Source organism: Pseudomonas fluorescens, from assembly GCF_001648775.1.
In the GTDB taxonomy this organism is placed as follows: domain Bacteria; phylum Pseudomonadota; class Gammaproteobacteria; order Pseudomonadales; family Pseudomonadaceae; genus Aquipseudomonas; species Aquipseudomonas fluorescens_M.
Map to the genome: position 1 here is coordinate 18,466 of NZ_LVEJ01000005.1, position 21,607 is coordinate 40,072.

Here is a 21,607-nt window from a genome sequence, read left to right on the forward strand (position 1 = left end):
GCGGCCGTTTTGTTCACGTATCAGCTGTTGTTGTGGTCGACTTTGATGGTCGGGTCGCTGCCGGCAATCAGGTTATGAATATTGGCGCTCGACCAGTTGTTGCCTTCCAGTTTGATCGTCACATCCGGGGTGGCCGCAGCGGCGTCGCCGGAGTTGAACTTGCCCGCCGAGCTGACTTGCAGCGACGACGTGCCATCGACCGTGGTGATCTTCAGGAAGTTGTCGATGGTGCTGCCGGTCTCGCCCTGCAGCAAATCGCGCAGATCGATACGGTCACCGTCGGCGGCCTTGAAGTCCTTGATCACGTCGTTGCCGGTGTCGCCCGCCTTCCAGACGAAGGTGTCGGCACCCGAACCGCCGATGAGGATGTCGTTGCCCTGACCGCCGATCAGCGTGTCGTTGCCGGTACCGCCGAGCAGGATGTCATTGCCTTTGCCGCCATCGAGCAGGTCATTGCCGCCCGAGCCGAACAGGATGTCATTGCCCGCGCCGCCCAGAAGCGTGTCATTACCGTCATGCGCGCCGGAGACATCGAACGCCTGATAGTGCTCGGTGATGTACTGGTGCACGTTGCTGGTGGTGACTTTGCTGACGTCAACGCCTGTTTGCTGCGCGACGAACGCCTGCATCGCCTGATAACCCTCACCGGCAATGCCGTTGAAGCTGACCAGATCGCCGAACAGGATGTCATTGCCGTCGCCACCGCTGACGGTGTCGTTGCCCGGCAGCGTCGCTTCAGTGTGGCCGATGATCGAGTTGGCCAGATCCTTCGGATCGATGTTGGTCTGCGGCGTTTTATCCGAATCGTACGGCTTCAGATCGTTGAGGCTGACGCCGCTGTTCAGGCCGATGGCTTCGACGTTCGACAGCCCACTCAGCAACGCGAAACTGCTGGTCGAGTTGTCGGTGGTGGTCGAGGTGGTGCTGCTGCCGCTGCCCGCCAGGCTCGATAGCTCGTAAGTGCCGTCGCCCTGCGCGTGAACGGTGCCCAGATTGGTGGTGCTCCAGCCGTAACGTGCCGTGTAGGTCTGCAACTGGGCAATTCCGCTGGCGTTGATGCTCAGGTAATGCGTGTTGTCGATATAGGTGCTGAAGGTGTCGCCCAGCTTGTAGTTGCTGGTGGTCACCACGCTGTCGAACTTCACGCTGCCGTACAGCGTCGGGTTGGTCTGCTCGCCGCTCTGGTAGTAGGTCGGCTGGCCGTCGGTGATGAAGTACGTGAGGTTCTTCGCCCCGGTGTTGGCCACAGCGTCGGCACTCTGGAACCAGTTGGCCGTGGTTTTGAACACGTCCTCGTAGTTGGTGCCGCCGCCGGAACTCATCGAGTCCAGCACCGCTTTGAGCTGCGTCAGCGCGTTCGGATCGTTGAGGTTCACCGACACCGACTTGTTGACCTGGGTATCGAAGTCCACCAGGAAGATGTTCACCGTGCCCGAGTTGCTGCCGCCCAGGCTCTGCTTGAGGGTGTTGAACACCGACGTCAGCGAGTCCTTGGCTGCGTTGATCGACGAGCTGCTCATACTGCCGGAGCTGTCGACCATGAACGCGATGTTGTAGTTGGTGCCCGGGACCACGGTCAGACCACCGATGTCGGCGACGATGATGTCGTTGCCATCGGTGCCGGTGACAGTGTCGTCGCCCGAGGTCGCCACGACCGCGTTGTAGACCGCCGGCACCACGGTGACCGGAATGGTCGCGGTGCTGCTGGCCGAACCGCCGACCATTTCGGTGGAGGTCGAAGTCACGGTCAGGTTGAACTGGCCGTTGTAGTACGGCGGCGGGGTCACGGTCAGGCTGCCGAGGTTCCAGCCGGTGATGTTGGCGTCGCCGCCAGTGGCGGTGACGGTGAAGGTATGACCCGCGCCATCGCTGAGCACCGAGCCGACCGGTGCACCGCTGATCTTCACGCTGAGGGTTTCCGAACCGTCGGTGTCGGTCAGGGCAGTGGTGATGGCCGACAGTTTCACCGTGGTGCCTTCGGCGCCGGTGTTGAGTTTGTAGCCGTCGTAATAGCCTTCGCCGCCGCTGCCGTGCAGATCGGAAACGGTCACGCCCGAATTGATCAGGTCTTGCACGCCGGTGTAGATCGGCACGCCAGTGCTGCTCAGGTCGATCGGCGTGCTGCCGTTGACCGACAGGTTGACGTCGTAGCTGCCCGGGCCGCTCTGGTTGTGGTGGTAGATGTCCAGGGTGTAGTAACCGCTGGTGGTCGGGGTGAACGAACCGTTGAGGTTGCCGCCCACGCCCCACGTGGTCGCGGCGACGTTTTTACCGCCAATGGTCACCAACAGGCTGTCATCGCCGACACCACTGAAGGTGTAGGTCTTGCCGGCTTCCAGATAAATCAGACCGGAAGTCTTCGACGCCGTACCGGCGGTCACGCTGCCGTCAGACTGTACGTTGTTCACGTTAGTGCTGGTGTTCGGTGTGCCGGCGCCGTCGATGACGGTTTTCAACGTGGTCGAATCCGCACCGTTGCCGTTGGTGCCAAGGCCGGCCAGACCGGTCCAGACTTCTTTGACCAGCCCGGTGGACTTCACGCTGTTGTCGGCGACGCTCACGGTCGGCGCATCCGCCACCGGTGTGATGTCGATCTTCACAGTGCCGGTGTTGCCCAGCAGTTGGCCGTCGGTTGGCTGGAATTTGATCTGGGCGTAGTCGGCCTGGTTGTTGCCCAGGCCAGTGCCGCCGTAACCGTTCACACCCGATTCGTTGGTGTCCGGCAGGAAGCGCAGCTTGCCCGCGTCGATATCGGCTTTGCTGAAGGTCTGGTTGTTGGCAACGTCTTTCCAGGTCGAACCGTCCAGATACTGCAGTTTGCCTTCGCCCGGCAGCTGGGTGATTTTCACTCCGAGGCTGCTGGCCGGGCTGTCGACATCGCTGACACCGAAGGTCGACCAGCCGAGGATCAGCGGCGTGTCTTCAGTGCCGGTGACGTTGACCGGCGCTGCAACCGGAGCGTCGTTGACCGCCACCACGTTGACCGTGGTGGTCGCGGTGTTGGAGTAGTTGCCGCCGTCGGTCACCGTCACGGTGATGATGCGCGGCACGGTGCTCGGGTCTTCACTGCTGTTGGTGAAGCTGATGTTCTTGATCGCCTGCATGTAATCGGCCAGCGTCGCGTTGCCCGACAAGGTCAGGGTCACGGTGCCGTTGGTGCTGTTGGCATTGATCGTGATGCCGTTGACGCTGTTGCCGAGGTTCAGCGCATCGCCGTCCTGACGGTTGGTCAGCACAACGGTGGCGCCGGTGAGCATGGTGCTGTCCGGGTCGGTGATCTTGATATCGGTGTCGGCAATCGACACGCCCGCGCCCGGGGTGTTTTCGGTGAACGTCACCTTGTAGTCGGCACCGGTGGCGCCGCTGGAGTTGTTGGCATCCAGGTCGATGACCGGCGGTGCGTCGTTGTCGATGATCGAGGTGCTGACGCTGCCATTGGTGCTGCTGACCGCAAGGTTCTCGAAGTTGCCGCCGGTGGCCGAATCGATCTTGACCACGAAGTTCTCGGTGCCCTCGGTGATCTTGTCATCGATGGTGGCGACGTTGAACTGCGCGCTGCTCGCACCTGCCGGGATCTTCACGGTGTACACGCCGGTGAAGTCCGAACCGTCGGCGGCGGTACCGCTGTAGACGATTTTCAGGGTCACTTCGGTTTGTGCCGGGTGGTTCAGGCTGACCGTGTAGCTGGCGGTCTGGCCTTCGGTCACCGAGCTGCTGCCCGTGATGCTGACGGTGGTGGTGTCGATGGTGTCAGTGACGTTGGTCACGGCTGGCGTGGTGTTGGTCACCAGGTTTTCGAAGCTGCCACCCGTTGCGTTGCTGATGGTGGCTTGCACGGTGCCGGCGTCTTTGTAGACGTCGTCGGCCGGCGCCGCAACGGTCACGGTGCCAGTGGTTTTGCCGGCGTCGATGGTGATCACCGAGCCGTTGCTCAGCGTCACGGTGACTGGCGAGCCAGCGGCGTTGCTCAGGGTCGCGGTGTAAGTGATCTGGCCACCTTCGGCCACGGTGCCGGTCGCGGACAGCGTCAGGTTGGTGGTGTCGACGGTGTCGGTCACGGTGGTGTTGACCGGAGTCTTGTCGGCCACCAGATTTTCGTAGTTGCCGCCCGTCACGTTGGTAATCGAGTTGGTCAGCGGTGCGTGCCCAGTCAACGCATCGTTCGGCGCGGTGGTGGTGACCGTGCCGCTGGTTTTGCCGATGTCGATGGTGATGGTCTGACCGTTGGCCAGGGTCACGACAACCGGCGCGCCGGTCACAGCTGCACCGACAGTGGCGGTGTAGATGACGTTGCCGCCTTCTGCTGCAGTGCCAGTCGCCGTCAGTTTCACGGTGGTGGTGTCGATGGTGTCGGTGACACTGGTCACAGCCGGAGTTGTGCTGGTGACGAGGTTTTCGAAGCTTCCACCGGTCGCGGTTTTGATCGTTGCCTGAACGTTGCCGGCGTCTTTGTAAACGTCGTCAGCTGGCGCTGGAACGGTCACGGTGCCGCTGGTTTTGCCGGCGTCGATGGTGATCACTGAGCCGTTGCTCAGGGTCACGGTCACTGGCGAGCCGGCGGCGTTGGTCAATGTCGCGGTGTAAACGATCGAGCCGCCTTCGGCCACGGTGCCGGTCGCAGACAGCGACAGGTTGGTGGTGTCGATGGTGTCGGTGACGGTGGTCGAAACCGGCGTCTTGTCGGCCACGAGGTTCTCGTAGTTACCGCCTGTCACGTTAGTGATCGCGTTGGTCAGCGGCGCGTGACCGGTCAATGCGTCGTTAGGCGCAGTGGTGGTCGCGGTGCCGGTGGTTTGTCCAACACCGATGGTGATGGTCTGACCGTTCGACAGGGTGACCACGACAGGCGAGCCGGTCACAGGAGCACCGACAGTTGCGGTGTAGACGACGTTGCCGCCCTCTGCCGCGGTGGCCGTTGCCGTCAACTTCACGGTGGTGGTGTCGATGGTGTCGGTGACGCTGGTGATAGCCGGCGTCGTGCTCGGCACCAGGTTTTCGAAGTTGCCACCAGTGGCGTTGCTGATCGTGGCCTGCACGGTTCCGGCGTCTTTATAGACGTCGTCGGCTGGCGCTGGAACGGTGACGGTGCCCGTGGTTTTGCCGGCGTCGATAGTGATCACGGCGCCGTTCGACAGGGTTACGGTCACTGGCGAGCCAGCGGCGTTGGTCAGGGTTGCGGTGTAGACGATCGAGCCGCCTTCAGCAACCGAACCGGTAGCGCTCAGCGACAGGTTGGTGGTGTCGACAGTGTCGGTCACATTGGTGCTGACCGGCGTCTTGTCGGCCACGAGGTTTTCGTAGTTGCCGCCGCTGACGTTGGTGATCGAGTTGGTCAGCGGGGCGTGGCCAGTCAACGCATCGTTCGGTGCGATGGTGGTTGCGGTGCCGGTAGTCTGGCCGACGCCGATGGTGATGGTCTGACCGTTGGCCAGCGTCACGGTGACTGGGGAACCGGTGACCGGAGCACCAACAGTGGCGGTGTAAACGACGTTGCCACCTTCGGCCGCCGTCGGGGTGGCCGTCAGTTTCACGGTGGTCGTGTCGATGGTGTCAGTGACGTTGGTCACTGCCGGCACGGTGCTCGGTACCAGGTTCTCGAAATTGCCACCGGTGGCGGTGGAAATAGTCGCTTCGACTTTGCCGGCGTCTTTGTAGACGTCATCGGCTGGCGCTGGAACAGACACGGTGCCCGTGGTTTTACCCGCTTCGATGGTGATCACAGCGCCGTTCGACAGGGTCACGGTCACCGGCGAGCCAGCAGCGTTGGTCAGTGTCGCGGTGTAGATGATCGAACCGCCCTCGGCCACGGAACCGGTCGCGGACAGCGACAGGTTGGTGGTGTCGACCGTGTCAGTGACGGTGGTCGCAACCGGGGTTTTGTCAGCCACCAGATTTTCGTAGTTGCCGCCCGTCACGCCGGTGATCGCGTTGCTGATCGGTGCATGACCGGTCAGCGCATCGTTTGGCGCGGTGGTGGTCACGGTACCGGTGGTTTTGCCGACTTCGATGGTGATGTTCTGACCATTGGCCAGGGTCACCACAACTGGCGAGCCCGTTACAGGCGCGCCGACAGTGGCGGTGTAGGTAACCGTGCCGCCTTCAGCAGCCGATGTGTCGGCGGTCAGTTTGACCGTCGAGGTATCGATAGTGTCAGTGACGTCGGTGACCGCAGGCGTGGTGCTCGGAACGAGGTTCTCGAAGTTGCCGCCCGTGGCATCCTTGATGGTCACTTCGACTTTTCCGGCGTCTTTGTAGACGTCATCGGCTGGCGCAGCGACGGTCACGGTGCCGGTTGTTTTACCGGCTTCGATGGTGATCACCGAGCCATTGCTCAGGGTCACGGTGACTGGCGAACCGGCAGCGTTGGTCAGGGTCGCGGTGTAGGTGATCTGGCCACCTTCGGCGACGGTGCCAGTTGCGGACAGCGTCAGGTTGGTGGTGTCGACGGTATCAGTGACATTGGTCGAAACCGGTGTCTTGTCGGCCACGAGGTTTTCGTAGTTGCCGCCAGTGACGCCGGTGATCGAGTTGGTCACAGGCGCGTGGCCGGTCAGCGCATCGTTCGGTGCGGTGAAGGTCACGCTGCCGGTGGTTTTGCCGACTTCGATGGTGATGTTCTGACCGTTGGCCAAGGTCACCACGACCGGCGAACCGGTCACTGGCGCGCCGACAGTGGCGGTATAGGTGACGGTGCCGCCCTCAGCCACGGAGGTATCAGCCGTCAGTTTGACGGTCGAGGTGTCGATGGTGTCGGTGACTTGGGTCACGGCCGGTACAGTGCTCGGCACCAGGTTTTCGAAGTTGCCACCGGTGGCGGTGCTGATCGTCGCCTGCACGGTGCCGGCATCTTTATAGACGTCATCGGCTGGCGCTGGAACAGACACGGTGCCCGTGGTTTTACCGGCTTCGATGGTGATCACGGCACCGTTCGACAGGGTCACGGTGACTGGCGAGCCAGCGGCGTTGGTCAAGGTCGCGGTGTAAACAATCGAACCGCCCTCGGCCACAGAACCCGTGGCGCTCAGCGACAGGTTAGTGGTGTCGACGGTGTCGGTGACATTGGTCGAAACCGGCGTCTTGTCGGCCACCAGATTTTCGTAGTTGCCGCCGCTCACCTCAGTGATCGCATTGGTCAATGGCGCATGACCGGTCAGCGCGTCGTTCGGTGCGGCGGTAGTCGCGGTGCCGGTGGTCTGGCCAACACCGATGGTGATGGTCTGACCGTTAGCCAGGGTCACCACAACCGGCGAACCGGTCACCGGCGCGCCAACCGTGGCGGTGTAGGTGACAGTGCCACCTTCAGCGGCAGACTCGGTCGCGGTCAGTTTGACGGTGGTGGTGTCGATGGTATCGGTGACATTGGTTACCGCTGGCGTGGTGCTCGGAACGAGGTTCTCGAAGTCCCCGCCGGTAGCATCCTTGATGGTCACTTCGACTTTGCCGGCGTCTTTGTAGACGTCATCGGCTGGCGCTGCGACGGTGACGGTGCCAGTGGTTTTACCGGCCTCAATGGTGATCACGGCGCCGTTCGACAGGGTCACGGTGACTGGCGAGCCCGCCGCGTTGGTCAGCGTCGCGGTGTAAACAATCGAGCCACCTTCGGCGACGGTGCCAGTTGCGGACAGCGTCAGGTTGGTGGTGTCGACGGTATCAGTGATATTGGTCGAAACCGGAGTCTTGTCGGCCACCAGGTTTTCGTAGTTACCACCGCTCACTTCAGTGATCGCATTGGTGATCGGCGCATGACCGGTCAATGCATCGTTTGGCGCGGTGGTGGTCGCGGTGCCGGTGGTCTGGCCAACAGCAATGGTGATGGTCTGACCGTTAGCCAGGGTCACAACCACAGGCGAACCAGTGACTGGCGCGCCCACGGTCGCAGTGTAAGTGACGGTGCCGCCTTCAGCCGCTGACTCGGTCGCGGTGAGTTTGACGGTGGTGGTGTCGATGGTGTCGGTGACGTTGGTCACGGCTGGCACGGTGCTTGGCACCAGGTTCTCGAAGTTGCCGCCGGTTGCATCCTTGATCGTCACTTCGACTTTGCCGGCGTCTTTGTAGACGTCATCGGCTGGCGCCGCAACGGTCACGCTGCCGGTGGTTTTACCGGCCTCGATAGTGATCACCGAACCGTTCGACAGGGTCACGGTCACCGGGGTGCCGGCCGGGTTGGTCAGCGTCGCGGTGTAAACGATCGAACCGCCTTCAGCCACCGAATCGGTTGCCGTGAGGTTCAGGTTGGTGGTGTCGGTGGTGTCCGAAACCGCAGTGTCGGCAGATTTGCCGTCGACCGCGAGTTTTTCGTAGTTACCGCCGGTGGCGCCGTCGATGGTCACGCTCAGCGAGCTGCCACCGGCCAACGGGCTGTTCGGCGCAACGAAGTTCACCGAGCCGGTGGTTTCACCGACCGCAATGGTGATGGTCTGGCCGTTGGACAGGGCCACGACTACCGGCGAGCCGGTCACTGGCGCAGTCACGGTTGCGGTGTAGACCACGGTTTCGCCTTCGGCGACGTTCGCCGTGGCGGTCAGCGACACGGTGGAGGTGTCGATGGTGTCGTTGACGGTGGTGACGGCCGGGGCAGTGCTGGTAACGAGGTTTTCGAAGTCGCCACCGGTCGCGCCCTTGATGGTCGCTTCGACGGTGCCGGCGTCTTTGTAGACGTCATCTTTCGGTGCGTCGACGGTGACAGTGCCGGTGGTTTTACCGGCGTCGATGGTGATCACGGCACCGTTCGACAGGGTCACGGTCACTGGCGAGCCAGCCGCGTTGGTCAAGGTGGCGGTGTAGGTGATCTGGCCGCCTTCGTCCACAGTGCCCGTCGCGGTCAGCGACAGATTGGTGGTGTCGGTGGTGTCGGTCACGGTGGTGCTGACCGGGGTTTTGTCGGCCACGAGGTTTTCGTAGTTGCCACCGCTAACGCCGGTGATCGAGTTGGTCAGCGGTGCGTGTCCGGTCAACGCGTCGTTCGGCGCGGTGGTGGTCACGGTGCCGGTGGTTTTACCCACTTCGATGGTGATGTTCTGACCATTGGCCAATGTCACGACGACAGGCGAACCGGTGACAGGCGCGCCAACAGTCGCGGTGTAGGTGACGGTGCCACCTTCGGCAGCGGATTCGGTTGCGGTCAGTTTGACTGTCGAGGTGTCGATGGTGTCGGTAACGTCGGTGACCGCAGGCGTGATGCTTGGCACCAGATTCTCGAAGTTGCCGCCAGTCGCATCTTTGATCGTGACTTCGACTTTGCCGGCGTCCTTGTAGACGTCATCGGCTGGCGCAGCAACAGTCACGGTGCCAGTGGTCTTGCCCGCTTCGATGGTGATCACCGAACCGTTCGACAGGGTCACGGTGACCGGGGTGCCAGCCGGGTTGGTCAGCGTCGCGGTGTAAACGATCGAGCCGCCCTCGGCCACGGTACCGGTCGCAGTCAGTGTCAGATCGGTTGTATCGACGGTGTCGGTCACAGTGGTGCTGACCGGCGTTTTGTCGGCCACCAGATTCTCGTAGTTACCGCCGCTCACGTCAGTGATTGCGTTGGTCAGCGGAGTGTGACCGGTCAACGCATCGTTCGGTGCGGTGGTGGTCACGGTGCCGGTTGTTTTGCCCACTTCGATGGTGATGTTCTGGCCGTTGGCCAGGGTCACGACGACAGGTGAGCCGGTCACTGGTGCACCGACAGTCGCGGTGTAGGTGACGGTGCCACCTTCAGCAGCGGACTCGGTGGTGGTCAGTTTCACGGTCGAGGTGTCGATGGTATCGGTGACTTCGGTCACGGCCGGAACGGTGCTTGGCACCAGGTTCTCGAAGTTGCCGCCGGTAGCGTCCTTGATCGTCACTTCGACTTTGCCAGCGTCTTTATAGACGTCATCGGCAGGCGCAGCGACGGTCACGGTGCCGGTGGTTTTACCGGCTTCGATGGTGATCACCGAGCCGTTGCTCAGGGTCACAGTCACCGGACTGCCGGCCGGATTGGTCAGCGTCGCGGTGTAGATGATCGAACCGCCCTCGGCGACCGAAGGGGTGGCGCTGAGCGACAGATCGGTGGTGTCGACGGTGTCAGTAACTGTGGTCGACACCGGAGTCTTGTCGGCCACGAGGTTCTCGTAGTTGCCGCCGCTGACGCCAGTGATCGAGTTGCCCAGCGACGCCTGACCGGTCAGCGCGTCGTTTGGCGCGATGGTGGTCACGGTGCCGGTGGTTTTGCCGACTTCGATAGTGATGCTCTGCCCATTGGCCAGGGTCACCACAACTGGCGAACCGGTGACCGGCGCGCCAACCGTGGCGGTGTAAGTGACAGTGCCACCTTCAGCGACGGTGGTGTCGGCCGTCAGTTTCACGGTCGAGGTGTCGATGGTGTCCGTCACATCGGTAACGGCTGGCGTGGTGCTTGGCACCAGGTTTTCGAAGTTGCCGCCCGTGGCGTCCTTGATCGTGACTTCGACTTTGCCGGCGTCCTTGTAGACGTCATCGGCCGGGGCTGCAACGGTCACGGAACCCGTGGTCTTGCCCGCTTCGATGGTGATCACCGAACCGTTCGACAAGGTCACGGTAACTGGCGTGCCAGCCGGGTTGGTCAGGGTTGCGGTGTAAACAATCGAACCACCTTCAGCCACGGTGCCGGTCGCGCTCAGCGACAGGTTGGTGGTGTCGACGGTGTCGGTCACCGAGGTCACGGCCGGGGTTTTATCGGCCACGAGATTTTCGTAGTTGCCGCCGCTGGTGCCGTCGATTTTCACGCTCAGCGTGTTGCCGCCGGCCAGTGCATCGTTCGGTGCGGTGAAGTTGACGCTGCCGCTGCTGGCGCCGACCGGGATGGTGATGGTCTGGCCGTTGGACAGGGTCACCACGACTGGCGAACCGGTGACCGGTGCGGTCACGGAGGCGGTGTAAACCACCACGCCGCCTTCAGTGGTGCTGGCGGTGGCAGTCAGCGAAACAGTGCTGTTGTCGATGGTGTCGGTCACGTCGGTGACCGCTGGAGTCTTGTCGACCACCAGGTTCTCGAAGTTGCCGCCGGTGGTCTTGGTGATGCTCGCGTCGACTTTGCCGGCGTCCTTGTAGACGTCATCGGCAGGCGCTGCGACGGTCGCGGTGCCGGTGGTCGCGCCCTTGGCGATGTTGATTACCGCGCCGTTGCTCAGTGTCACGGACATGGCCGTGCCTGCCGGGTTGGTCAGGCTCGCGGTGTAAATGATCGAGCCGCCCTCGGCGACCGAACCGGTCGCGCTCAGGCTGATATTGGTGGTGTCGACGGTGTCGGTGACGGTGGTCACCACCGCCGAACGGTTGGCATCGACCTGCTCGAAATTACCGCCGCTGTGGCTGGCAATCGCCGTCTGTACCTTGCCGCCATCGATGTACGGAGTATTCGCAGGCGCGGCGAAGTTCACCGAACCGCTGGTGGCGCCGGCAGCAATGTTGATCACGGCGCCGTTGGCCAGGGTCACGGTCATGGCGGTGCCGGCCGGGTTGCTCAGGGTCGCGGTGTAGGTGATCTGGCCGCCTTCGCTGACGGTGTCGCTGGCGCTGAGGGTCAGCGTGGTTTTGTCGATGGTGTCATTGACGGTGGTGCTGACCGGGGTCTTGCTGACGTCGAGCTTCTCGAAGTTGCCGCCGGTCGCATCGGTCATGGTCACGGTGAGCTTGCTGACGTCTTTGTAAACGTCATCGCTCGGCGCGGCGATGGTCACCGAACCGCTGGTTTTGCCAGCTTCGATGGTGATGGTCTGGCCGTTGCTCAGGTTGACGGTCACTGGCGTTTGCGCGGCGTTGGTCAGGGTCGCGGTGTACGTGATCGAGGTGCCTTCGAGCACATAGCTTTCAGCGCTGAGGGTCAGGTGTGTGGTGTTGATGGTGTCGGCGACATTGGTCACCGCTGGCGTCGGATTGGCCACCAGGTTTTCGAAATTGCCGCCGTCGGTGCCCTTGATGGTCACTTCGACTTTGCCGGCGTCTTTGTAGACATCATCGGCAGGTGCTGGAACGGTCACGGTGCCGGTGGTCTTGCCGGCGTCGATGGTAATGGTCGAACCGTTGCTCAGGGTCACGGTCACCGGCGTGCCGGCCGGGTTGGTCAGCGTCGCGGTGTAGACGATCTGCCCGCCTTCGTTGACGTTGCCGGTGGCGGTCAGCGAAACGGTGGTGGTGTCGACGGTGTCGGTCACGCTGGTGCTGACCGGGGTTTTGTCGGCAACCAGATTTTCGTAATTGCCGCCGCTGACGTTGGTGATCGCGTTGGTCAGCGGTGCATGGCCGGCCAGCACATCGTTCGGTGCAGTGGTGGTCACGGTGCCGGTGGTTTTGCCGACTTCGATGGTGATGTTCTGGCCGTTGGCCAACGTCACGACCACTGGCGAACCGGTGACTGGCGCGCCGACGGTGGCGGTGTAGGTGACGGTGCCACCTTCAGCGGCGGTCTCGGTGGCGGTCAGTTTCACCGTCGAAGTGTCGATGGTGTCAGTGACGTCGGTCACGGCTGGCGTGGTGCTTGGCACCAGATTCTCGAAGTTGCCGCCGGTGGCGTCCTTGATGGTCACTTCGACTTTGCCGGCGTCTTTGTAGACGTCATCGGCAGGCGCAGCGACGGTCACGGTGCCAGTGGTTTTACCGGCTTCGATGGTGATCACCGAGCCATTGCTCAGAGTCACGGTCACCGGGGTGCCGGCCGGGTTGGTCAGGGTCGCGGTGTAAACAATCGAACCGCCTTCCGCCACAGTGCCGGTGGCGCTCAGCGTCAGGTTTGTGGTGTCGGTGACGTCGGTCACAGTGGTGCTGACTGGCGTCTTGTCGGCGACAAGATTCTCGTAATTGCCGCCGGTCACGCCGGTGATCGAGTTGGTCAGCGGCGCGTGGCCGTTCAGCGCATCGTTTGGTGCGGTGGTGGTCACGGTGCCGGTGGTTTTACCCACTTCGATGGTGATGTTCTGGCCATTGGCCAAAGTCACGACAACTGGCGAACCGGTGACCGGCGCACCCACGGTAGCGGTGTAAGTGACGGTACCGCCTTCAGCAGCAGTCTCGGTGGCGGTCAGTTTGACCGTCGAGGTGTCAATGGTGTCAGTGACGTCGGTAACGGCTGGAACGGTGCTCGGCACCAGATTCTCGAAGTTGCCGCCAGTCGCATCCTTGATGGTGACTTCGACTTTGCCGGCGTCTTTGTAGACGTCATCGGCTGGCGCAGCGACGGTCACGGTGCCGGTGGTTTTACCGGCTTCGATGGTGATCACCGAACCGTTCGACAGGGTCACAGTGACTGGCGAGCCAGCCGCGTTGGTCAGAGTCGCGGTGTAAGTGATCTGGCCACCTTCAGCCACGGTACCGGTCGCGCTCAGCGTCAGGTCGGTGGTGTCAGTGGTGTCGGTGACCGTGGTGCTGACCGGGGTTTTATCGGCGACGAGGTCTTCGTAATTGCCGCCGCTCACGCCCGTGATCGCGTTGGTGATCGGCGCGTGGCCGGTCAACGCATCATTCGGTGCAGTGGTGGTCACGGTGCCTGTGGTTTTACCCACTTCGATGGTGATGTTCTGACCATTGGCCAGGGTCACGACCACAGGCGAACCGGTCACCGGAGCGCCAACTGTGGCGGTGTAGGTGACGGTGCCGCCTTCAGCCGCAGACTCAGTGGCGGTCAGTTTGACCGTAGTGGTGTCGACGGTATCGGTTACATCGGTGACGGCTGGAGCGGTGCTCGGAACGAGGTTCTCGAAGTTACCGCCAGTGGCGTCCTTGATGGTCACTTCGACTTTGCCGGCGTCCTTATAGACGTCATCGGCAGGTGCTGCAACGGTCACGGTGCCAGTGGTTTTGCCAGCTTCGATGGTGATCACCGAACCGTTCGACAGGGTTACGGTGACAGGCGAACCTGCGGCGTTGGTCAGAGTCGCGGTGTAAGTGATCTGACCGCCTTCAGCCACAGAACCGGTGGCGCTCAGCGACAGGTTGGTGGTGTCGGCAACATCGGTAACGCTGGTCGAAACCGGAGTCTTGTCGGCAACCAGATCTTCGTAATTACCGCCGGTAACGCCAGTGATCGAGTTGGTCAGCGGTGCATTGCCGGTCAACGCGTCATTCGGCGCGGTGGTGGTCACAGTGCCGGTGGTTTTGCCGACTTCAATCGTAATGCTCTGACCGTTGGCCAAGGTCACCACGACTGGCGAGCCTGTCACCGGCGCGCCCACGGTGGCGGTGTAAGTAACGGTGCCGCCTTCAGCAACCGAAGTGTCAGCCGTCAGCTTCACGGTCGAAGTGTCGATGGTGTCGGTCACTTCGGTGACGGCTGGAACGGTGCTCGGCACCAGGTTCTCGAAGTTGCCGCCGACAGCGTCCTTGATCGTCACTTCAACTTTGCCGGCGTCTTTATAGACGTCATCGGCGGGCGCCGGAACGGTCACGGTGCCGCTGGTCTTGCCCGCCTCGATGGTGATTACCGAGCCGTTGCTCAGGGTCACGGTCACCGGTGTACCGGCCGGATTGGTCAGGGTCGCGGTGTAAACGATCGAGCCGCCTTCCGCCACGGTGCCAGTGGCCGTCAGCGACAGGTTGGTGTCGTCGATCGAATCGGTAATGGTGGTGGTCGCTGGCGTGGTGTTCGGCACCAGGTTTTCAAAGTTACCGCCGCTAGCGCCGGTGATGGTGGTGCTGACGGTGCTGCCATTGTTGTAAACGTCGTTGGCCGCCGTCGGCACGTTGACGGTGCCCGTGGTCTTGCCGGCTTCGATGGTGATGGTCGAGCCGTTCGACAGGGTGATCGTCACCGGCGTTTGCGCGGCATTGGTCAGCGTCGCGGTGTAGGTGATCTGGCCACCTTCGACGACGGTGCCGGTGGCGGTGAGGCTCACACTAGTGGTGTCGATCGAATCAGTCACCGTGGTAGTGGCTGGTGTGGTGTTCGGCACCAGGCTTTCGAAGTTGCCGCCGGTGGCGCCGGTAATGGTGGTGCTGACGGTGCCGCCATTGTTGTAAACGTCGTTGGCCGCCGTCGGCACGTTGACGGTGCCCGTGGTCTGGCCGGCTTCAATGGTGATGGTCGAGCCGTTCGACAACGTGACGGTGACAGGCGTTTGCGCCGGGTTGGTCAGGGTCGCGGTGTAGGTGATCTGGCCACCTTCGACCACTGTGCCGGTAGCGGTCAGGGTCAGATTGGTGGTGTCGACCGAGTCGGTGATGGTGGTCACCGCTGGCGTCGGGTTCGGCACCAGGTTTTCGAAGTTGCCGCCGCTGGCACCGGTAATGGTGGTGGTGACGGTGCTGCCGTTGTTATAGACGTCGTTGGCCGGGGTCGGCACGTTGACCGTGCCGGTGGTCTGGCCGGCACCGATGGTGATGGTCGAGCCGTTCGACAGGGTGACGGTGACCGGCGTTTGTGCCGGGTTGGTCAGGGTTGCGGTGTAAGTGATCTGCCCGCCTTCGGTGACACTCGGCCCCGCCGTCAGAGTGACGGTGGTGGTGTCGATGGTGTCGGTGACTTGCGTCGTGGCCGGGGTGGTCGGCGGCGTCACGGTGATGCCGTTGCCGCCGGTGGTGCCGGTGACGGTCACGTCGATCTGGGTCGGGTCGTTATAAACGGTGTCGTTCGGCGCCAGCGGCACATTGACCGTGCCAGTGGTGGAGCCTGCCGGAATCACAATCACCGAGCCGTTGGACAGGGTGATGGTCAGGTCGGTCAGCGGTGCCTGGGTCAGGGTCGCGGTGTACACCAGCACGCCGCCGGCTTCGGTGATGGTCGGCGTGGCGCTGAGGCTCAGGGTCGACTCACGCAGGGCGTTGGTGGTGGTGTCGGTGGTCTGGCCGCCGGTGATGTTTTGCGCAGTTTGACCGCCAGCGTTGATGCCTGCGGTCGGGAAGCCAATGGTCGGGTCAACGCGGCCAGCGGTGGCGTCGAGCATCACGAAACTGTGGCCACCACCGGCTGCACCGCCAGTGCCGGCAGCGCTCGGGCCGGCAGCCGTGGCATCCAGCGCGGTAGTCGGATCGACACCGGCGGCGATGGCTTGCTGCAGTTCTGCTACCGACGGCGCAGCCTGCGCGGTGGCTTCGGCCAGGTCAGTGCTGGCGTCGGGCGCGTTGGCGCTCCACTGAGTTTCGCGGCCCAGGTCCAGCGTGCGGCCATCGGCCAATTCAAGCGACACGGCGCCGGAGAGGCCAGTGTCGATCTGGTCGCCGACAAACAGGCGATCGCCTTCAACGAGTACGCGACGCACGCCCTCTGGGGACACCACGAATACCTGACCGACAATGCTTTTGACGATGGCAACAACACTGCTCATTGAAGACTCTCCGGGGTGTCACGTTCAGTTGACTTCCATGGACCTGATGGCATGGGCGCCGATTCAGTCTGGACGTACTTTAAAAATTTGCGAAACAAGTTTGACGCGTCTATTCGTCAATATTTTGGCTAGATTCTTTCGCTATTAACTTTATGCCAAACTATTGACCTTATGGGTGCCATCCTAAACAATCGCCCCACTAATGTCACATTGATATTTCCGCGGCGACCTGTCCTTTAGCGTGTGATCCAGTTCCTGTTTTGAACTTTCCGACATACGGTCAATCTGGTTGCCATCATCCGACGCAGCGCCACGTTTTGCTGTGATTCAAGACAAGAAGTTCTGGGAAATTCCTATCATGCGTTCGCCCCTGCTTTTCGCCGTACCCTTCGCTCTCGCCGCCTCTTTCGTACAAGCACAATCCTTACCAGAAGCCATGCAGCAGGCACTGGATGTCCATCCGGAAATCCAGGCAGGGGTCAACAGTCGTCTGGCCGCGGATTATCAATTAAGAGCGGCGAAAGGTGGATACCTGCCGAAGGTCGATCTGCTCGGCGGTTATGGCCGTGAAGGCACCGACAGCGTCACCACCCGCGCCAACTCCGGCGGCAACCACTACGAAACCCTGAACCGCAGCGAGTCAAGTTTACGTCTCTCGCAAATGGTCTTCGACGGTTTTGCGACGTCCAGCGAAGTCGGGCGTCAACAAGCCACCGTCAACTCCCGCGCCTACTCGTTGCTCGGCACATCCGAGCGCACCGCGCTGACCGTCGCCCAGGTCTACCTGGACGTGCTGACCCGTCGTGAGTTCGTGCGTCTGGCCGAGGACAACCTCAAGAGCCACCAGCGCATCTACGACCAGATCCAGTTGCGCACCCAGCGCGGCGTCGGCAGCGGTGCCGACCTCGATCAGGCCGAAGCGCGGATGGCCCAGGCCCGCAACAACCTGATCACCGAGCAGACCAACCTCGCCGACTCGGAAACCAACTTCCTCAGCGCCGTTGGCCAGATGCCTGACCAGCTCGAGCGCCCAGCGCCGTTCATGGCGATGATGCCGGCCAACCTCAACGAAGCCCGTACGCAGATGCTGGAAAACAGCCCGATCCTGCGCTCGGCCGAGTCCGACATCGCCGCGGCCGAGAAGCAATACGAAACCGCCAAATCGACCTTCTACCCACGTTTCGACGCTGAGTTGGGTCGCACCGCCGACAACGATCTTGATGGCCAGAACGGCCACAACAACGAATGGCAGGCGATGCTGCGCATGCGCTTCAACCTCTACTCGGGTGGCAGCAACAAGGCTGATCTGGAATCCAAGTCGTACCTGTCGAACCAGGCGCTGGACATCCGCAACAACGCCTTGCGTCAGTTGAACGAAGAGCTCGGTCTGGCGTGGAACGCCTTGAACAATGCCAACGCCCAGGTGCCGATCGCGCAGCAGTACGTCGACCACAGCACCTCGGTGCGCACTGCCTACCAGCGTCAGTTCAGCCTTGGCGAGCGTACGCTGCTGGATTTGCTCGACAGCGAAAACGAGTTGTTCACTGCTTCGCGGCGTCTGGCTGAAATCAAAAACATTCAGTTATTTACTCAGTACCGAATCAAGGCGACCATGGGCGAGTTGCTCAGAAGCCAGGGAGTGGTCGCGCCGTTGGCATCCGTTGTGCAGAACGACGTGAAGCCCAAGGTCCAGCTGCCTGGGATGAATTGAGTTATCCCTTTTCAACTGTCAAAGAGTGTCGAGCGTGGAATCAGAAGTCAGTCGAGTTCATCTCAGTCATGATCCACGCGCGTTGCACGACGATCCTTTACTGGACGGACTGCTCGCCCTTTGCATGCTGCATCAGAAACCCGCCAGCGCGGCGATGCTGACCACCGGCCTGCCGCTGCCCAAACAACGCTTGAGTGTCGAGTTGCTGCCCCGCGCGGCGGCTCGCGCCGGCCTGCAAGGTCGGGTGCTGCAGCGCAAACTGGAAGAGATTCCGGCGATCGCCATGCCGGCGTTGTTGCTGCTCAAGGACGGCCGCAGCGCCGTTCTGCTCGGCTGGCAGGGTGACCACGACGCGCGGGTGTTGCTCAGCGAAACCGACGGCGGCGAGTCCACCGTCAGCCGCGAACTGCTTGCCGACGATTACACCGGCAAAGTCTTCTTCGCCCAGCCGCAACACAAATTCGACGTCAACCACGGCACGCTGATTCCGCGCGCACGCTCGTGGTTCCGCGACACCCTCAAACGTTCGCGCTGGCTCTATGCAGATGCGATCGCCGCGAGTTTCCTGATCAACATCATCGCCATGGCCGCGCCGCTGTTCGTGATGAACGTCTACGACCGCGTCGTGCCGAACCAGGCCGAAGCAACCCTGTGGGTGCTGGCGCTGGGCATCACCGGCGCCTACATCTTCGACTTGGTACTCAAAAGTCTGCGCGCCCTGTGCCTGGACTTGGCCGGGAAGAAAACCGACCTGATCATCTCCGCCACGCTGTTCGAACGCATCGTCGGCATGGCCATGAAGTACCGCCCGGCGCGGGTCGGCAGCTTTGCGCAGAACATCCATGAGTTTCAGAGCCTGCGCGACTTCCTCGCCTCGCTGACGCTGACCAGCCTGATCGACCTGCCGTTCACCATTCTGATCTTCATCGTTATCGCCATTCTCGGCGGGCATCTGGTGTGGATCCCGGTGCTAGCGTTCCCGATTGCCCTGCTGATTGGCTACGCCTTGCAGAAGCCGCTGGTGGCGACAATGGAGCGCACCATGGCCCTCGGCGCCGAGCGCCAGTCGAGCCTGATCGAAACCCTCGCCGGCCTCGACGCGGTCAAGGTCAACAACGCCGAAAGCGAACGCCAGTACCAGTGGGAACAGACCATCGGCACCCTCAGCCGCCTCGAACTGCGGGTGAAAATGCTCTCCGGCCTGGCGATGAACATCACCTTGCTGATCCAGCAACTGGCCGGGGTGATCATGATTGTCTTCGGCGTCTACCAGATCATCGCCGGCAACCTGAGCATGGGCGGTCTGATTGCCTGCTACATGCTCAGTGGCCGCGCACTCAGCCCGTTGGCCTCGCTGTCGGGTCTGCTGACCCGTTATCAGCAAGCGCGGGTGACCATGACGTCGGTCGACCAGATGATGGAGCTGCCGCAAGAGCGCAACTTCGAAGAGCGCCCGCTGAGCCGCAAGGTCCTGCAAGGTGCGATCGAGTGCCGTCAGCTCAGCTTCACCTACCCGGAGCAACAGAACCCGGCGTTGAAGAACATCAATCTGGTGATCCGTCCCGGCGAGAAGATCGGCATCATCGGCCGCAGCGGCTCGGGCAAGAGTTCGCTGGCGAAACTGCTGGTCGGCCTGTATCAGCCGGACGACGGCGCGTTGCTGGTCGACGGTGTGGATATCCGCCAGATCGACGTCAGCGAACTGCGCTACAACATTGGCTACGTGCCGCAAGACATCCAGCTGCTGGCCGGCACCCTGCGTGACAACCTGGTCTCCGGCGCGCGTTATGTAGAAGACGAACTCGTCCTGCAAGCCGCCGAACTGGCCGGCGTCCACGAGTTCGCCCGTCTGCATCCACAAGGCTATGAACTGCAAGTCGGCGAGCGCGGGCAGAACCTCTCCGGCGGCCAACGGCAGAACGTCGCGCTGGCCCGGGCCTTGTTGCTCAACCCGCCGATCCTGTTGATGGACGAGCCGACCAGTGCGATGGACAACACCGGTGAAGAACGCCTCAAGCAACGCCTCGCGGCGGTGATTGAAAACAAGACCGTGGTGCTGGTGACGCACCGGGCGTCGCTGTTGTCGCTGGTCGATCGTCTGCTGGTGATCGACCGTGGACAAATTCTCGCCGATGGCCCGAAAGCCGCCGTGATGGAAGCGTTGAAGAAGGGGCAGATCAGTGTTGCTTAAGTCGGGTTTCAAGGATTCGATCCGTCGCTACTTCAAAGGCTCGGCATCGTTGCAGGGCCAGCCGCTGCCGGAGGTCAACAAGGCGCTGATCGAAGACGCCCCGCGCGTCGTGCGCCTGACCATCTGGGCGATCATAGGCTTCTTCATCTTCCTGCTGCTGTGGGCCAACTTCGCCGTGATCGACGAAGTGACCAAGGGCGACGGCAAGGCGATTCCGTCGTCGAAGATCCAGAAAATCCAGAACCTTGAGGGCGGGATCATCTCCGAGCTGTTCGTCAAGGAAGGCCAGATCGTCGAAGCCGGCGCACCGCTGATTCGCCTCGACGACACGCGATTTGCCTCCAACGTCGGCGAAACCGAAGCCGATCGCCTGTCGATGCTGCTGCGCGTAGAACGCCTGAGCGCCGAGGTCGATGACCGTCCGCTGAATTTCCCCGAGGACGTGCTCAAAGCCGTGCCGGGGCAGGCCAAGAGCGAGGAGTCGCTGTACATCAGTCGCCGTCAGCAACTGCACGACGAGATTGGCGGTTTGCAGGAGCAGTTGATCCAGCGTCAGCAAGAGTTGCGTGAGTTCGGCTCCAAGCAAGCGCAATACCGTCAGCAACTCGGCTTGCAGCGTCAGGAAATCAACATGTCCGAGCCGCTGGTCGCGCAGGGTGCGGTGTCCCCGGTGGAAGTCTTGCGTCTCAAGCGTGCCGAGGTGGAAACCCGCGGTCAGCTGGATGCGACGACGCTGGCGATTCCGCGTGCCGAATCGGCGATCAAGGAAGTGCAGCGCAAGATCGACGAGACGCGCGGCAAATTCCGCAGCGAAGCGCTGACCCAACTGAATGAGGCGCGCACCGACCTGAACAAGGCCAGCGCGACCGGCAAGGCGCTGGAGGACCGCGTTAGCCGCACGCTGGTGACATCGCCGGTGCGCGGCATCGTCAACAAACTGCTGGTTAACACCATCGGCGGCGTTATTCAGCCGGGCAGCGACATGGTCGAAATCGTCCCACTGGACGACACCTTGCTGGTCGAAGCGAAGATCCGTCCGCAGGACATTGCCTTCCTGCATCCGGGGCAGGAAGCGATCGTCAAATTCACCGCGTACGACTACACCATCTACGGCGGGCTCAAAGCCAAGCTTGAGCAGATCGGTGCCGACACCATCACTGACGAAGACAAGAAAACCACGTACTACATCATCAAGGTGCGCACTGAGCGCAGCCACCTCGGCACGGACGAGAAGCCATTGCTGATCATCCCGGGGATGGTCGCGTCGGTGGACATCATTACCGGCAAGAAGTCGGTGTTGAGTTATCTGCTCAAGCCGATCATCCGCGCGCGGGCCGAGGCGTTGCACGAGCGCTAGATCTTCAGCGCGGCTTCCTGCCTCTTCGCGAGCAGGCTCGCTCCCACATTTGGATTTCTTTTGAACACAGAATTTGTGTCCACTGAAAA

The 21,607-nt window shown here is 62.0% G+C and carries 4 protein-coding genes; 3 read left to right on the forward strand and 1 reads right to left on the reverse strand.

Annotated features, from left to right (window positions below):
* Positions 1-20 precede the first annotated feature (20 nt).
* Positions 21-16,259 (reverse strand): LapA family giant adhesin, encoded by a 16,239-nt coding sequence (locus tag A8O26_RS07335; RefSeq protein ID WP_064117409.1) that lies wholly within the window; start codon positions 16,257-16,259, stop codon positions 21-23.
* A 358-nt stretch (positions 16,260-16,617) separates the two neighbouring features.
* On the opposite strand from A8O26_RS07335, the gene A8O26_RS07340 reads away from it, so the two are divergent.
* From A8O26_RS07340 to A8O26_RS07350, 3 genes are read left to right on the forward strand one after another with little or no spacing between them, the layout of a single operon-like run.
* Positions 16,618-17,970, forward strand: coding sequence for a TolC family outer membrane protein (locus A8O26_RS07340; RefSeq protein WP_064117410.1), 1,353 nt, complete (start codon positions 16,618-16,620; stop codon positions 17,968-17,970).
* Between the two features lie 34 nt (positions 17,971-18,004).
* Positions 18,005-20,161 carry a type I secretion system permease/ATPase gene (locus A8O26_RS07345; protein WP_064117411.1) on the forward strand — a complete coding sequence of 719 codons (2,157 nt, stop codon included), beginning with the start codon at positions 18,005-18,007 and terminating at the stop codon, positions 20,159-20,161.
* A complete protein-coding gene (locus tag A8O26_RS07350; protein WP_034151794.1) occupies positions 20,151-21,518 on the forward strand; it encodes an HlyD family type I secretion periplasmic adaptor subunit in 1,368 nt (455 codons plus the stop codon). Before A8O26_RS07345 ends, A8O26_RS07350 begins: the two co-directional genes overlap by 11 nt.
* Positions 21,519-21,607 lie beyond the last annotated feature (89 nt).